We start from the raw sequence: 16,450 nt of genomic DNA on the forward strand, positions 1-16,450 counted from the left end.
TAGAGGTGTTCATTCTTAAAAAACAACGTTTTTTCGGGTAAAAGGAAGACTTGATGGAAGGATTTACTGATAACGCGTTGGAGCAAGCGTTGATTGGCTGGGCCAAGTTGTTGAAAAATGTCAGCTACTACCCTGACGGCCATCCAGCACTCAACACGGCAATCCACCAGTCAGTGGATCTGCTTCGCACCGTGCTGGCTCGCAACGACGCGCCTCTGGTTCTGACCGTCAAGCGCCGCCAGTTCCTCATCGACAACCACCCGTTGATCAGTAACAACCCGCTGCCCCCCGATGTGGCCAATCGGCTGTTTGCTCATAAAATCAAGACTCTGACTTTTTTGCCGGACCTGGTTGACCGTCACCTGTTAAGCCTGTGCCGCATCATCACTAGTGAACCGGCCACGGTCGTTATCGAAGGAGGGGTTCAAGAACTTCTCGAGCGACAGCAGGTAACAACGATCTGGACCAATGAACTTGATTTAGGTGCGATCAATAAACGACGTGAAGCACTGGAACAGAAGCATAATGGTGCCAGCCCAGGCAAAGAAGAATCCTCGCCGGAACAAAATGGGCAGCCTGGACAACTTCTGGAGTCTTCAGAGGCCTCTCTGCAGCAAGTTCTCGATAAATTGCAGGAAATTCTTCTGGCTCCAGCCAAAGATAAGGAGATGCCGTTTCTCCATGCCTTACGCCAGCTCACTCAGTCACTGCAGCGTCTGATGGGAGAGGGACACCACCAGCAAGCTCTGCAGATTCTCAAACAGTTGGACGTGTGGATTCAAAGCCCACAGACCGATGCCCGCTACGTGCGGGTTCTAAGGCAGGCGGTCGCGTCTCTGATTGGCCACCCGCTGGTGGATCTGTTGATTGATAACGCCAAGACCCGCCAGGAACAACACTTCGTAACGCGCATTATCATGGACCTTCCCGCAGAGCAGGTTGGTTCTTTGTTGATCCAGCGTCTAAGTGAAGAGCTGGACAACAAATTACGCAGATTCCTGAGTCAATTACTGGTTGCCATGGGTGCCAAGGTTTTCCCACTGCTGATCGACAGCTTGTCCGACGAACGCTGGTTTGTCACCCGTAACGCCATCACCATTCTCAGTGAAAGCCGCGATCCGGAACTGACAGAACAATTCATTCCCTACCTCGACCATCCCGATGGTCGCGTCGCCAAGGAAGCGATCCGTGCTTTGGCCCGCATCAAAACCGAACAAGCCAGCCAGGCTCTCATCGCCAAACTGGAAAGCAAAGACTACGAGTTTCCCAATCAGATCATTCTCGCTCTGGGGGCTCAGGCAGACCCGGCGGCAGTACCACCGCTGGTAAAAATTGCCCGCCAACGCGACCCCTTCCTCAACCAGAAGAACCAGGTGCGCGATGCCATCCTCGCCCTGAGCGAGATCGCCTCACCAGACTGCAGTCAGGCCCTCATTGACTTGGTTGAACGCGGCAAACTGGTAAAACGCAAAGAGTACAACGAAATTCGCTGTCAGGCCGCTGCGGCCATGGGCAACCTGTCCGATCCGGAAAGCCTCGCGGCTCTGCAACGCGCCAGCGACTCCTCGAATCAAAAACTGGCGTCCACGGCCCGTCAGGCCCTGCGCCAACGATCGGAATCCTGACCCATGTTTCACGATGAACTGAGCCAGTTTCTCCAGTCCCTCAACGGCATTCTCAACGGCTTGAAACTGTACCCACCCCAACATCCGGCCAACAACCGCTTCCACGACAACCTGTGGCAGGCTGTGCAACAGGTGTTTGAAGACACCAAAAGCTTAAAAATCGGCATTGTCGATGACACCCTGTACATCGGAGATCACCTGTTTGCCGACAATCCGCCGCCAGCCCAGGGCTTGCTTAAATTGTTGCAGGCACATCAGATCTACGGATTGGAAATTTTCCCTGAAGTGGCGGAAAACGAATTGCAGACCTTTGTCGAGATGCTTTACGCCGGTCAACTCAATGGTGAACTGTTTGATCATCAACTTGATCAGGTTGGTATTTACGCCATCCGTTACGCCAATGCGGGAGAGGGCAAAGAGGGCAGTCCGGCACGCAAGGTGTATGACCATGCGGTGAAAACGCTGTCGTCACTGTGTGATGATATTCAACTTGGCCGTATTCCACCAACCGGTCCGGTGGTGACGACGGTGGATAAAATGGCGCGGCAGATGGTTAAAACCCCCTATGCCATGCTGGCCCTGAGCATGCTCAAAGATTACGATGATTACACATTCAGTCACTCGGTTAATGTGTCTGTCATCGCCCTGACTCTGGGATGCGCCTGTCAACTGGATAACGATACCCTGCAAATCCTCGGTGTTGGCAGTCTGCTCCACGATCTGGGAAAATTGAAGATTGCCCCGAACATCATCAGAAAACCGGGCAAACTGTCGTCACAGGAATACGAAATCATCAAAAAGCATCCGGAGCTCGGCGCTGAAATCGCTTCACAGATGAGCGATATCGATCCGCGAATCATCAGTATGATTCTCGGTCATCATATCGGCTACGATCGCAACGGTTACCCTCAGGGCAGGATCAGCGAACCCGTGTCACCGTTGGTGGACATGACCACCATTGCCGACACCTTTGACGCGATCACCACGTTACGCGCCTACCGCCGCCCCAGCTCCCCGCTACAGGCCGTTGCCATCATGGACAACTTGTCCGGTGGTCACCTGCACCCGGACTATATGGAACAGTTTCGTCTTGCTTTGGGGAAATTTCCAGTCGGCAGTCTGGTGCGCCTGGTCAGCAATGAGATCGGTCTGATCGTTGATATGGATGCCCTCAACCTCGACAAGAGTACCATCCGTATCATCCGCGACCACCAAGGAAATGAGGTGGAAACGCCTTACGACCTGCAACTGGAAAAAAGCAATGAAGCCATTGCCGGTGAAGTTGATCCGCTGCGCCTCAACATCGACATTACCACTCTGATGTAACAGAAAAATTAATCGACGAGCTGCCCCAGAGCCGTTGCCGCCGCAGCTCGTACCGTAGCAGAACCACTGCTCAAGGCTTCAAGCAGGCACGCTTCAGCCGCAGCAAAACCCATCTCGCCCAACGCTTTGAGACAGGCGCACTGCAACTCTTCATCACCGCGCCGATAGATGGTTTCAAAATAGGGGACCAGCCGCGCATCTTTATAATGCGCCAACGCCTGGGCCGCATACACGGCAACCGCCGGATGGCGATCTTGCAGACAATTGACCAAATCGTTCAGCGCCGCCGGGTAACGTTTGCGCCCCACCACCTGAACCGCCACCGCACGGACATCCGCCTCATCATCTTTAAGAGCCCCGCACACAGCGGTTCTGACTGCATCACTCTCCACCGCCTCCAGGCCGAACAAGGCGGAAATTTTCTGTTGTGACGAACCACGGGCCAGATGCTCGAGCAACTGGTCGGCATGGCCGCGCTGATCCAACTGCGCCAAGGCCTCTGTCGCCGCCTGCCTCACCTGCTCGTGCGGGTCCTGTAGTAAAGGGACTAACGCTTCACGCCGCTGTTGTTCCATGGCACTCCCTCATTGCATTGATTTATTACGTTACTCACTGATTCAGGTTTTACGCTGTCGTCTCCGGCAATTCAATCACTTTGAGCAAATTCGTTGAACCGGATTGCCACAGCGGGGTTCCCGCCGTGACCACAATCCGTTGTGTCGCCGCGACCAGATGACGCTTAATCACTTCCTCACGCGCCTTTTCGAACATCTCATCGGTGTCGCTGCACGGCTCAATTGTTACCGGCAACACCCCCCACAGCAGGTTCATCTGCCGACAACGCTGTTCATTGGTGGTCAAACCGATCACCGGACAGTCAGGACGAAAGCGTGACACACATGAGGCGGTAAATCCTGACTGGGTATAAGCCACAATCGCCGAGGCGCGCAGATCTTCCGCCAGAGTCACCGCCGCCCGACCAACCGCCCAGGATACCTGGGGGGGATCGTTGCCATCATCCTGAATCAGACTCAGGGCGCTATCCAAGTGCGGTTCGGTGGAACGGGCAATGCGGTCAAGCATACGAGTTGCCGCCACCGGGTAATCACCGGACGCCGTCTCATCGGAGAGCATCAGGGCATCGGTTCCATCATAGATGGCATTGGCGACGTCCGCAGCTTCCGCCCGGGTCGGCCGTGGATTGGACACCATACTTGACAGCATCTGAGTTGCGGTGATCACGGCTTTGCCTTTGAGGCGCGCCTTATGAATCAGTTGCTTCTGCAACACCGGCACCTGCTCCAGCGGCACCTCCACGCCAAGATCGCCACGTGCAATCATCACCACATCCACCACATCAAGAATCTCTTCAATATGGGCAACAGCCTGCGGTTTCTCAATTTTTGCCACCAGCTTCGGCGCTTCAGGAACCTCGGCCAGCATGGTACGGATCTCTTTAAGATCGTCAGCACCGCGCACAAATGACAGGGCGACAATATCCACCCCCTGCTGCAGGCCAAACCGCAGATCGTCGCGATCTTTCTCCGTAAATGCCGGAATACTCAGATGACTGCTCGGCATATTAACGCCTTTGCGGCTGTAAGCGACGCCACCGCTGATGACGCTGCACTGAACCTGGGGCGCATCGATCCGCTCAACCTGTAATTCCATCAGCCCGTCAGACAGCATAATGGAATCCCCCACCTGAACATCCTCATGCAAACTGGGATAATCGACCGGCAGATCGCCTTCACCGGCCTGACCAGTGGAACACAAACTCACCGCATCGCCCTGATGCAGTCGCACGCCCTGCTCCGGCAATTGGCCGAGGCGAATTTTCGGGCCACACAGATCCTGTAGAATCGCCACCGGCTGATTGAGCCGCTTGGCCACGGCGCGAATCCGCTCAATCAGTTGTTGATGGGAATCGTGATCGCCATGGGAAAAGTTGAGGCGGGCTACATTCATACCGCTGCTGATCATCTGCTCCAGAGTGGCCTCATCCGCCGACGCCGGACCCACGGTACAGACTATTTTTGTTCGTCGCATAAAAAATCCTCACACACGCACCAGACCAACGCTGGATTTGCCGTGATGAAATGGTTAAAGTAGACGTAGCTCGTTTACCGTAACTACCATATCAGGTCACATCATGATGATCCACCACCAACATCTCAATATTCTTGCCTCTGTTATCTGGTACACAGGCAGTTTTGCCCTGTTTGCAAAAAGCGGTGAATTGTTTTTGGCCGCAGAGCAACTGTGCCCACAACAGTGGCAGCATTGGCTGGCGCCCGGCGCAGGAACAATTCTGGGAGGTGTCAAAGGACAGTGGATTTTTCGCCGCGCCTGCCGAAAAAACCGTCGGCGCATTCGCCAGCTCCGTCGGCCTCAACTCTGGCAATGTTATCGGGGAGTTTTCTATCTGATGCTTGCGACGATGATCGCCACAGGGGCTCTGCTTTCCTACTGGGCACAGGGTTCCTACGCCGGTCTGATCGCCGTGGCGACACTCGACATGAGTCTGGCGGTCGGATTACTGTATGGCAGTCAGGAATTCTGGAAAGACTGGCCACAGGCCGAATGACGACGTCGAGCCAGGCTCGCCTGCAACGCCTGGCAGATGCCCTCATCAACACAGGCAAAAAGGACGCGGTTCAGCACGCTACTCGGTTCGAGCACCGCACACACTTCACGCACCGCAATCTCGCTGGCAATCTCAATGGGAAAACGATAGACACCGCAACTGATAGCTGGAAAAGCAATCGTACTCAAGCCATGGGAAACTGCCAGTTTCAAGCTGTTGCGATAACAGGCCGCCAACAACATCTCTTCATTTCCCCCCCCACCGCTCCACACCGGGCCAACGGTGTGGATTACGTAACGGGCGGGCAGATCATAGCCGCGCGTCATTTTGGCTTCTCCGGTCGGACAACCGCCGAGAGTGCGGCACTCTTCGAGCAACTGCGGTCCAGCGGCACGATGAATGGCACCATCGACACCACCGCCGCCAAGCAATGAGGTGTTCGCAGCATTCACAATGGCATCAACCTGTAAACGGGTAATATCTCCCCGGACAATTTCAATCTGCTTCATAACAGTCTCCATATGGAGAAAAGGACTGACAAACAGCACGCAAAAGAGACAGCGTAACAACAGCAGCCTCTTGTCAAATATAGCGGCTTGGCGCATATTGTCCAGAGACCATCCTGCCACCCAAACCATGGAAATCATATGTCACTGCATCTTTCTCAACGAGCCTCAGAGGTTACACCGTTTCTCGCCATGGAGGTGATGGAACAGGCGAAAACCCTTGAAGCTGCAGGCCGCGACATCATCTACCTGTGTCTGGGGGAACCCGATTTTCCCACCCCGGGAAAAATCGTTGCCGCCGCCCAGCAAGCGATTACCGACGGTCATACCGCGTACACCCATTCACTGGGTTTACTGGAACTGCGTGAAGAGATCTGCCGCCATTATCAACGCCGCTATCAGGTCACCATTGATGCCGATCAGGTCATTGTCTCGTCAGGCACCAGTCCGTTGATGCTGCTGCTGTTTGCAGCCCTGCTCGATCCCGGCGATGAGCTGATTCTGACCAATCCCGGCTACGCCTGCTACGCCAATTTTATCCGCTTCAACGGCGGGGTTCCCGTGGAGATCACCACCCGTGCCGCTCAAGGCTTTCAGCCCGATCCGCAAGATGTACGCAACGTTCTGTCATCACGAAGCCGCGGACTGCTGATCAACTCGCCGTCCAACCCGGCCGGATCGTTATTGTCGACAGACTGGCTGCAACAATTGGCGTCGCTGCCGGTGCCGATCATCTCCGACGAAATTTATCATGGCCTGACCTATCAGGGCGAAGAGCGCAGCATTCTCGAATTCACCGACCAGGCATTTGTCCTCGGCGGATTTTCCAAGACCTACGCCATGACCGGCTGGCGTCTCGGCTACCTCATCGCCCCCAAAGCGGCGGTGCGCGTGTTACAGAGCCTGCACCAGAACTTTCTGATCTGTGCCGGCAGCTTTATTCAGCACGCCGGGATTGTCGCGCTGCGCGATTGTGATGACGATGTGGAACGGATGCGCCGGGCCTACGACGAACGCCGCAAATACCTCGTTGCCCGGCTCAAGGAGCTGGGATTTGTCATCCACAGCGAGCCGGTCGCAGCCTTCTACGTCTTTGCCGATGCCCGCCATTTGAGTCACGATTCCATGGCACTGGCGCGGGAAATTCTTGCTGAAACCGGTGTGGCTGTGACACCTGGTATTGACTTTGGCAGTGGTGGTGAAGGGTTCCTGCGTTTCTCTTACGCCAACAGTCTGGAACGGCTTAAAGAAGCCACGGATCGTTTGGAGCAGTGGTTGCAAAAACGTTCCTGAATGACAGCTTACTCGCAACTCTCTACTCTTAGCAGCCCTGCCCCCTCGTTCAGTAGCGCCGAACAGAGTGAACGTCGCTGCGATGGGTGTCGGCAAACTGTTTGAGGACTGTGGCACACAGGCCGAGTTTTTGCCGACATCGCAGGGTAAGTGAATGGCGTGAGGGAACCCGTAGGGGGCATTGGGGGTGTTATTAATCAGATGAACGAGAGGTGTTGCGTGAGATTTTTTGCGTCAGCAAGGCAGAGGGAGGAGCTATAGTTGTTCTATGGCGACGACCGATAACGCCGCTGACGTGAAAAAGATCCGCAACAACTCCGTGAAGGCTGATTGATGACAACCCCTTGGGGGTCGATTTTACGCTACTTTTGTCGACGCAAAAGTGGCCCGAGGTGTGGGCGCGGAAGCCCACGTCACGTGGGAACCAACTGGTGTGAATAGCTGATGTTCGCCAGCGCGACCTGTTCCGAAATCTGAACCACTGACGATCAAGATCAAAGGCAAAGTCAAGGTCGCCGGGGTTCGTCCCGGCAGCCGACATCCTTTTGACTGGCCGCTCAAAAGTATGCAAAAACCAGCCTGAATACCTTCTGGCCCTCAGATCAACCGACAATGAGTCTGTTTCCGTTATGCTTTGCAGATCCGGCTCGCCGCCCTTTAGGTCGACGAATCATGCAACGCATCATCTCTGGCGTAAAATGTTGACAACAATCTTCAGTCGCGCTCTATCACTGGTGTGGCACCGATCAAACGGGCGGGACGGTGCCCGCCCTGCAGTCGTGTGTTATTGAGCAGCCAAGCCCTCCCGTTCAGCAGCACCGAACGCAATGAACGTCAGCGCAATGGTTGTCGGCAACCTGTTTGAGCGGTAGCGAGTTTTGCCGACATTGCGATGTAAGAGAATGGAGAGAGGGAACCCGGAGGGTGCAATGACGGGAGTCGATTTTGCGGTACTTTTGTCGACGCAAAAGTGCCCCGACGTGCGGGCGCGGAAGCCCGCGTCACGTGGGTATCACCTTCGCGAACGGATGAAGTTCGCCGGTGCGATTCGTTGCGTATTACGAACCACTGAATCTCAAGATCACAGTCAAAGTCGCCGGGTTTCGTCCCGGCAGCCGACATACTTTTGACTGGCCGCTCAAAAGTATGCAAAAACCAGCTGAACTTCTCCTGAACCTGGGTTAACCGACACGGGATCAGTTTCCGTGATGTTTCACCTATCCGGCTCGTCGCCCTTTAGGTCGGCGAATCGTGCGCGTCATCACCTTTGGCGTAAAACGTTGGTAACAGTCTTTCGTCTTTCTTTATCTCTGGTGTGGCACCGATCTAACGGGTGGGCAATGCCCACCCTTCTTTAGACTGTTATTTCACAACCCGGGTAATTCGTGAAGCCGGGTTGTGGTGCTAAGTTGTCAACCAAAGGCATCATTTTCTCCGCAAGGAGTTGCTTCAACGTCCGCTCCACGGCATCACGATAACAGACAAAGATGACCCGTTCGATCTGATCATTCCCACGCAGACACTGTTCCACCACATCCATGGCGATCTCACAGGCTGTCGGCACGGGGAACTGATAACTGCCGCAACTGATGGCCGGAAAGGCCAGAGTTTTCAGACCATATTCACGTGCCAGACTGAAACAGGCCCGGTAACAGGAAGCCAGCAACGCCTGCTCATTGCCTTGGCCCTCGTCCCATTGTGGTCCGACGGTGTGAATGACATAGCGGGCCGGCAGATTATAGCCTGATGTGATTTTCGCGGTTCCAACCAGGCACCCTTTGAGCCGCCGGCACTCTTCCATCAGCTCCGGTCCGGCTGCATCGTGAATGGCCCCATCAACACCGCCACTTCCCAACAACTTTGTCGTCGCCGTATTGACAATCGCATCAACATTGAGCTGAGTGATATCCGCTTTGATAATCTCAATCCGTTTCATGATTCATCCTGTTTTCAAGTTGACGTTCGCAGCTTCCATCCCACCCCAGGATGCACGTCAGCCACCACTCAACATCTGATGAATCCGGGCCGCCGCCCGCTTACCATCACCCATGGCCAGGATCACCGTCGATCCGCCGCGGGTGATATCGCCCCCGGCATAGATACCCGGCAGGTTGGTCTGGCCGTCGTCGTCAATCCGAATCTGACCGGAAGGCTGCAACTCCAGATGGGGAGCCGTTGCCGTCAACAAGGGATTGGGCCGGGTTCCCAAGGCATTAACCACCACATCAACAGCCAGATCAACGGTTTCGCCGTCAATCGGCTCCGGCCGCTGACGCCCTGAGGCATCCGGCTCACCGAGACGCATTTTCTGACAGCGCAAGGCCGTTGCCCAGCCCTGGTCATTGCCGAGGATCTCCAGCGGTGAGCTGAGCATGACAAACTCAACCCCTTCGGCTTTGGCGTGATGCACCTCTTCACGGCGGGCAGGCATCTGCGCTTCGCTGCGGCGATAAACGATCATGGCCTGCTCGGCGCCCAGACGACGCGCGGTCCGCACGCAGTCCATGGCCGTGTTCCCGGCACCAACCACCGCCACTCGCTTGCCCTGGACAATCGGTGTCGGGCTGTCGGCCAAACGACCAGCGCCCATCAGGTTGACACGGGTCAGGTATTCGTTGGCGGCATACACCCCTTTGAGGTGCTCTCCGGGAATATTCATCATCATCGGCAAGCCGGCACCATTGCTGATCAACACCGCATCGAAATCCTCTTTGAGCTGATCAATGGTCAAGGTTTTTCCTACCACGACATTGCACTGAATCTCGACCCCCAAGGCTTCGAGTCGAGCGACTTCCTGATCAACGATGGTCTTCGGCAGACGAAATTCAGGAATGCCGTAACGCAATACGCCACCGGTATCGTGAAGGGCTTCGAAAATAGTTACTTTATGCCCCTGACGGATCAGATCCCCAGCAGCGGACAGCCCACACGGGCCACTGCCAACCACGGCCACCAGCTTACCACTGGCAGTAGGTGGAGTTGCCTGTTCCAGCCCTTCAGCATGGGTCATGGCCCAGTCCGCGACAAAGCGTTCCAGATAGCCGATGGCCACAGCCTCCCCTTTAACACCGCGCACACAGCGTGCTTCACACTGATTTTCCTGCGGGCAAACCCGACCACAAACGGCAGGTAAAGCATTATCCCGCTGCAGGATACGTGCGGCGCCGGGCAAATCATCGTTGGCCACAGCGGCAATAAATTCGGGGATGCCGACCTGTACCGGGCAGCCATCGACACACACCCGGCTTTTACATTGCAGACAGCGTTGTGCTTCCGCCACCGCCTGCTCATGATTGAGGCCAAGGTTGACTTCGGTAAAGTTGGCACTGCGCGCACCGGCATCCTGCTCCGGCATGATCACGCGTTGAATGGCCAGACGCTGTTTTGGCGTCATCGCTTCAGTCATGCCACACCCCCTTGGGCCATGGCGGCATCCAAATGACAGGTTTCATGCTCACGATACATGGTCAGACGATCCATCAGACCGGAAAAGTCCACCTGATGGGCATCAAATTCAGGACCATCGACACAGGCAAAACGCACCTCATCATTAATGGTCACCCGGCAACCACCGCACATGCCGGTGCCGTCGATCATGATCGGGTTGAGGCTGACCACGGTTTTGATCTGCCAGGGACGTGTGACGTCGGCCACGGCGCGCATCATCGGCAACGGCCCGACGGCAAAAACCGCCTGCGGGCGTTGAGCTTCGTCGGCAATCAAGGACTCCAGCGCCTGGGTGACAAACCCCTGGCTGCCGCGACTGCCATCATCGGTCGTCACCTGCACGGCATCACTGAACTGGGCCAATTCCTCTTCAAGGATCACATAGTCGGCCGAACGACCACCAATAATCGAGGTCACGGCATTACCCGCTTCATGCAGGGCACGCACCAGCGGATAGAGCACGGCAGTACCAACCCCACCACCAATGCAGGCGACCCGTCCCCAGTGTTCAATCTCGGTCGGCTGGCCCAAGGGACCGGCCACATCGCGCAGCTCACCACCGACTGGGGTGGCGACAATACGTTGCGTTGCAGCACCGGTGGCCTGAACAAACAGGGTAATGGTGCCGTCTTCACTATCGGATGCACCGATGGTGAGAGGAATCCGCTCCTCACCAACATCACGACGCACCATAACAAACTGTCCCGGTTGACGAGCAGCGGCAATGCGTGGTGCCACCACCGTCAGACGGTGTAAACCGGGAGCCAATATCGTGTTTTCAACAATCTCGAACATAGTCTCTCCAGACGCGTATACACAATAAAAAACCGTATACAATACGGGTACTTACTTCACCGTATCAGCAGTTTTTTCAAACGTCAAACGTATACATCATCTGGAGAGTTTCTCGTTGAAATTCATAAAAAAAAGCGCCCCGGATTGGGGCGCTTTGGTGTTCAAACATGGCCTGGAAAAACTATTTTTTGTGGCAACCACTACATTTTGTTGGACCGTTTTTCTCTTTATGGCAATCCTTGCACAACACATGCGCCGTTGCCTTACCCAGCTCAAAAGGTCCCGGCGTGTTGTCGCCATGACAGGTGGGGCAGCCATAGGTTTTACCGTGAAACGCATGAGTCAACGTCACGTTGCCATAGTTATTTTCGATCACCACCGTCTCTGGAGGAGTAACCGCGGAGGTGGCTGCTGCCGCTTTTTCTTCGGCTTGTGCCACCATGTCACCGGTAGCGCTTTCGGCTGTGGTTTGCGTTTCTGTCACGCTCTGGGCTTTTTGTGTCAGGCCGCTCAGCAGGGCGCTGCTGGTTTCAGCGGCTCCCTCAGTGGCTTCACTGACTTGCTTTTCAGCGCTGGCCGCCATGTCCGTCACCTGTGCTTCAACATCCTTGGCCGCGGTTTCCACATCTTCAACAGCCTGGGTTGCCACCTCTTTACCGGCGTCCACCACATCAGTCGCCGTCTCTTTCACCGCATCGACTGTTTGCTCCACGGTCTTTTCAACCGTTTGGACCGCAGATGTTTCCGTTGTTTCATGGGCGGGTTGCTCCGGTGCTTTGGCGGTTTTCTCCTCGCCACAGCCAGCCAGCATCAGCAGCAGGATCATCAGGGGAATCAGTGCAGTTTTCACGTTGCCCTCCATTGTTGGATTTTTAGTAAAATTTGTTAAACAAAAACAAAGATTACTGCGTTTCCCTCAACCTGTCCAGTCTGGTTTTTAGGCGTCAGCCCCTTGAAAAGCGTTCACCAAAAAATCCGTTACAGCACAGCCTCAATCGCGTCAGCCGCAATCATGGCCTTATGGCGCGCCGCATCCACCGAATGATCACGGGCCAACACCACGCCAAGGCGGCGTTTCCCGGTAACACCCGGTTTACCAAACAGCCGTAACTGGGTATCCGGTTGCGACAGAGCGATATCAAGCCCACTGAAACTGACCTGGGTTGAATGGCCTTCCACCAGAACCACCGCCGAAGCCGAGGGGCCGTGCTGGACGATATTGGGAATCGGCAAGCCGAGAATCGCCCGTGCATGCAGAGCAAATTCGGACAAGTCTTGAGAGATCAACGTCACCAGGCCGGTATCGTGCGGCCGTGGCGAGACCTCGCTGAAATAGACCTCGGAGCCCTGAATGAACAGTTCCACCCCGAAAATACCCCAGCCGCCCAGCGCATCAGTGATCTGTTTGGCCATCTGTTGCGCTTTGTCCAGTACCTCACCACTCATCGCCTGTGGCTGCCACGATTCACGATAGTCACCATCCTCCTGACGATGGCCGATAGGCAGACAAAAGCTGGTGCCCTCTTTATGGCGGACGGTCAACAGGGTAATTTCATAATCAAAGTCGAGAAAAGCCTCAACAATCACTTTGCCACCCCCGGCACGCCCGCCCTTCTGAGCATAGTCCCAGGCCGCATCGAGATCATCTTCACTGCGCACCACGCTCTGCCCCTTGCCAGAGGAACTCATAATCGGCTTGACCACACACGGAAAACCCAGTTCAGCCACGGCCGCCTGAAAGGTCACTTCATCTTCGGCAAACCGATACCTCGTGGTCGGCAGACTAAGGTCTTCAGCGGCCAGGCGACGAATCCCTTCACGGTTCATGGTCAACTGGGCGGCAAGCGCCGTAGGCACGACATTGAAGCCCTCTTTTTCCAGCTCCACCAGGGTCGCCGTGGCAATCGCCTCCACCTCGGGAACAATATAGTGGGGCCGCTCAAATTCCACCACGCGGCGCAATTCCTCGCCATCAAGCATGGAAAAGGTATAGGAGCGATCCGCGACCTGCATGGCCGGGGCATTGGCATAGCTGTCACAGGCAATAACCTCGACACCTAAACGCTGAAATTCGATAACCACCTCTTTACCCAGCTCACCGGAACCGCACAACATGACGCGGGTCGCTGTCGGGGAGAAGGGCGTTCCTATTGTCGCCATGACTGATCCTCCTGAAACGGAAAAAAGCTGTGGGTGAAGCAACCATCTCACCCTCTGCAGATTCATGTCGGGAAGCTGTGCCTCCCTGCTCAAGGAGCATAACAAACAGTAGCTCTATTGACGAGTTTGTAAACACAATCAACCCGTTTCCAGATCAAATAGCACAAGCCGCCCGGAACGATCCGGGCGGCTTGTGAATGCGGTGTTTTAAGAGGATGGTTAGATAGAGTCCTGATCCAGAGCCACATCAGGCTCACGACCAAAGCAGATCATGAAAATGGTCAGGCTAAAGATCGCGACCCCGAGACCAATGTAGGTCGCAATCTGCAGCGGCATGCCGAAACCAATCGGAGCATAGCCGAGATAGGTGGCAGCCACGGCGGTCATAAACGTCGCCGGTACCGTGGCGATCCAATGCAGCTTGCCCTGCTTGATCAGATAGGCGGCAGCCGTCCACAACACGATGGTCGCCAGGGTCTGGTTGGCCCAGCCAAAGTAACGCCAGATGACACCGAACTCCGCTTTGGAGATCAGGAAACCAATGGCAAACAGGGGAACGGCCAGCAACAGACGACGTCCGGCCTGACGCTGTTCCATATTAAAGAAGTCGGCAATGATCAGACGGGCACTGCGAAACGCCGTATCCCCCGAAGAGATCGGCAGAATGATAACACCGATCACCGCCAGCAAACCACCAACAGGGCCAAGCAAGGTGGTGGAAATTTCGTTCACCACGTGAGCCGGACCACCAACGGCCAAAGCCTCATTGAGAGCACCGGGCTCGTGGTAGAAGGCCATGCCGAGGGTTGCCCACACCAAGGCGATCAAACCTTCGCCGATCATCGCCCCATAAAACAGCGAACGGCCATGACGCTCGTTAGACACGCAGCGCGCCATGAGCGGCGACTGAGTGGCATGAAAACCACTGATGGCGCCGCAGGCAATGGTGATAAACATCAGCGGCCACAGCGGCAGCTCTTTAGGATGCACGTTGCTCAGGGTCAGTTGCGGATAAAACTCATAGCCCTGCACCATCAGGGCAATGGTCAGACCGACAGCCATAAAGATCAGCACCGCACCAAACACCGGATAGAGGCGACCGATGATTTTCTGGATCGGTAGAATAGTGGCCAGGAAGTAGTAGCCAAAAATAATGGCCACCCAGGCGGTGACATTGAGACCGGACATATTGCCGAGAAGTTTGGCCGGGCCGAGGACAAAGACAATGCCGACCAACAGCAACAACACAATGGAAAACAGGCGCATGAACTGCTTGAAACCGTTACCGAGCTGAACGCCGACCACATCGGGAATGCTCTTGCCGTTATGACGGATCGACAGCATGCCGGAAAAGTAGTCATGCACGGCTCCGGCAAAGATGGAGCCGATGACGATCCACACCAGAGCCGATGGGCCATACAGCGCCCCGAGAATCGGGCCGAAGATCGGGCCGAGTCCGGCAATATTAAGCAGTTGGATCAGGAAGATTTTCCTCGGTGAAATCTCGACATAATCAACACCGTCGGCCAGGGATTGGGCCGGAGTCGGACGATTGGGGTCGGGGCCGAAGACGTTATCGACAAAACGGCCATAAAAAACGTAGCCGAGAATCAGAGCGAGTACACAAGCAAAAAAATACAGCATGGCGAGCCTCCTTGTCGTCATGCGGTTCCAGTCACGTCAGCGCGCCGGACACCGCTGTTACCATAAGGATAATCAAGGAAAACAAGGAAGAGAAAAGGTTCCCGACGAGTGGTTTGATCTGTCGGGTAAGTGGTTGTCCAGGCCGGGTAAGTGGTCAGGGGCGGAACGACCCTCCCGCCCCCGAAAGAAACCGGTCACGGGTTAATGGTTCTGCGCCACAAAACTCAGGGAAAGGATGTACCGGGTTTTATCAAAAGGAATGTCTTTGACCGTTCCGGAGCGATCCAACACCGAAGAGGTCAGCAGCAGATAACGGCCGTGTACTTGGGTGTCAATAACAACCCGTCCCGAATCGTCCGTGGTGTAAACCTGCTTTGTTCGCTCGGGATCATACACGGTAATTTTGGTCTTGGGCAGCGGCTGTCCTTCGAGAAGCAGCTTAAACGTATTACTGTCAGGCGCCTCAGGCACCAGATCCAGATTCAATAACGCAACGGTTTGCCCATTGCCGCAACGGGCCATGAAGATATTTCGCAAAATTTCCTGTTTGGTCCGGCTTTTGCGCGGCAGCATCGCCTCTTCCAAGGCCACATCACCGGCGTGGCCGACCGTTAAGGCAATATGATCCTGCAGACGTTGCCGGGAAACCAGCGCTCCTGACGGCAAAACGGTTTCAGCTTTGATGATATCCAGCCGTTCCCCGGTTTTCTCAACCATACCGTTGTCGTAATGACCAAAATACACCCTCACCGGGCCTTGCCCATCACGTTCCAGCCACACATTGTGGGCATACACCTGCGATGTTGCCATGAGCATTATGAACACACTAAAAAAAAGACGCATTGAGATTAATCCTTCCACCAACAGTGTTAAACACCACGTGAACAGAGTGACCTCCACCCTGATCCGCTTAACCATGGCCGGGGCAATATCACCTTTTCCCCCACCATGGTACATCGTGCTGACACGTTATTACCGTGTCAGACGAAAAGACGCCGTGACGACAATCACGATTTTGATTATTGTTTTCATAACGCTGAGAACAACTTGTTTTGGCAGGATTATTT

The 16,450-nt window shown here is 55.1% G+C and carries 14 protein-coding genes; 4 read left to right on the forward strand and 10 right to left on the reverse strand.

Annotated features, from left to right (window positions below; genetic code table 11):
• Positions 1-53: 53 nt before the first annotated feature.
• Both DACE_RS00185 and DACE_RS00190 read left to right on the forward strand, forming a co-directional pair.
• Positions 54-1,625: a HEAT repeat-containing protein gene (locus DACE_RS00185; protein WP_005997362.1), complete on the forward strand. Its 1,572-nt coding sequence runs from the start codon at positions 54-56 to the stop codon at positions 1,623-1,625.
• Positions 1,626-1,628: 3 nt separating this feature from the next.
• Positions 1,629-2,951: an HD-GYP domain-containing protein gene (locus tag DACE_RS00190; RefSeq protein WP_005997365.1), complete on the forward strand. Its 1,323-nt coding sequence runs from the start codon at positions 1,629-1,631 to the stop codon at positions 2,949-2,951.
• Between the two features lie 8 nt (positions 2,952-2,959).
• On the opposite strand, the gene DACE_RS00195 is transcribed toward DACE_RS00190, so the two are convergent.
• Together DACE_RS00195 and pyk are read right to left on the reverse strand one after the other, a co-directional pair.
• The gene (locus DACE_RS00195; RefSeq protein ID WP_005997367.1) at positions 2,960-3,526 is read right to left on the reverse strand and encodes a HEAT repeat domain-containing protein; all 567 of its coding nucleotides are present in this window, start codon (positions 3,524-3,526) and stop codon (positions 2,960-2,962) included.
• 49 nt (positions 3,527-3,575) lie between these two features.
• On the reverse strand, positions 3,576-5,000 hold the full coding sequence (gene pyk, locus DACE_RS00200; RefSeq protein ID WP_005997369.1) for a pyruvate kinase: 1,425 nt from the start codon (positions 4,998-5,000) through the stop codon (positions 3,576-3,578).
• Positions 5,001-5,103: 103 nt separating this feature from the next.
• On the opposite strand from pyk, the gene DACE_RS00205 reads away from it, so the two are divergent.
• Positions 5,104-5,538, forward strand: a complete 435-nt coding sequence (locus tag DACE_RS00205) for a hypothetical protein (RefSeq protein ID WP_005997371.1) — start codon at positions 5,104-5,106, stop codon at positions 5,536-5,538.
• Here DACE_RS00205 and DACE_RS00210 read toward each other — a convergent pair.
• Positions 5,502-6,047 (reverse strand): O-acetyl-ADP-ribose deacetylase, encoded by a 546-nt coding sequence (locus DACE_RS00210; protein WP_005997374.1) that lies wholly within the window; start codon positions 6,045-6,047, stop codon positions 5,502-5,504. The genes DACE_RS00205 and DACE_RS00210 overlap by 37 nt on opposite strands.
• A gap of 138 nt (positions 6,048-6,185) precedes the next feature.
• Here DACE_RS00210 and DACE_RS00215 point away from each other — a divergent pair, with 138 nt between their 5' ends.
• Positions 6,186-7,337 (forward strand): pyridoxal phosphate-dependent aminotransferase, encoded by a 1,152-nt coding sequence (locus tag DACE_RS00215; protein ID WP_005997376.1) that lies wholly within the window; start codon positions 6,186-6,188, stop codon positions 7,335-7,337.
• Positions 7,338-8,691: 1,354 nt separating this feature from the next.
• Here the strand turns inward: DACE_RS00215 and DACE_RS00220 are convergent.
• The 7 genes from DACE_RS00220 to DACE_RS00250 all read right to left on the reverse strand — a co-directional run bounded on the left by DACE_RS00220 (position 8,692) and on the right by DACE_RS00250 (position 16,226).
• The gene (locus DACE_RS00220; RefSeq protein ID WP_005997378.1) at positions 8,692-9,273 is read right to left on the reverse strand and encodes an O-acetyl-ADP-ribose deacetylase; all 582 of its coding nucleotides are present in this window, start codon (positions 9,271-9,273) and stop codon (positions 8,692-8,694) included.
• 57 nt (positions 9,274-9,330) lie between these two features.
• Positions 9,331-10,743, reverse strand: coding sequence for an NADPH-dependent glutamate synthase (gene gltA / locus DACE_RS00225; RefSeq protein ID WP_005997379.1), 1,413 nt, complete (start codon positions 10,741-10,743; stop codon positions 9,331-9,333).
• Positions 10,740-11,579, reverse strand: coding sequence for a sulfide/dihydroorotate dehydrogenase-like FAD/NAD-binding protein (locus tag DACE_RS00230; protein WP_005997380.1), 840 nt, complete (start codon positions 11,577-11,579; stop codon positions 10,740-10,742). The genes gltA and DACE_RS00230 overlap by 4 nt, the downstream gene beginning before the upstream one ends.
• Before the next feature lie 181 nt (positions 11,580-11,760).
• Positions 11,761-12,429, reverse strand: a complete 669-nt coding sequence (locus DACE_RS18020; protein WP_005997381.1) for a cytochrome c3 family protein — start codon at positions 12,427-12,429, stop codon at positions 11,761-11,763.
• Positions 12,430-12,557: 128 nt separating this feature from the next.
• A complete protein-coding gene (purT, locus tag DACE_RS00240) occupies positions 12,558-13,739 on the reverse strand; it encodes a formate-dependent phosphoribosylglycinamide formyltransferase (RefSeq protein WP_005997382.1) in 1,182 nt (393 codons plus the stop codon).
• A gap of 219 nt (positions 13,740-13,958) precedes the next feature.
• Positions 13,959-15,383, reverse strand: coding sequence for a carbon starvation CstA family protein (locus DACE_RS00245; RefSeq protein WP_005997383.1), 1,425 nt, complete (start codon positions 15,381-15,383; stop codon positions 13,959-13,961).
• Positions 15,384-15,584: 201 nt separating this feature from the next.
• The gene (locus DACE_RS00250) at positions 15,585-16,226 is read right to left on the reverse strand and encodes a hypothetical protein (protein ID WP_005997384.1); all 642 of its coding nucleotides are present in this window, start codon (positions 16,224-16,226) and stop codon (positions 15,585-15,587) included.
• Positions 16,227-16,450 lie beyond the last annotated feature (224 nt).

Source organism: Desulfuromonas acetoxidans DSM 684 (assembly GCF_000167355.1).
In the GTDB taxonomy this organism is placed as follows: domain Bacteria; phylum Desulfobacterota; class Desulfuromonadia; order Desulfuromonadales; family Desulfuromonadaceae; genus Desulfuromonas; species Desulfuromonas acetoxidans.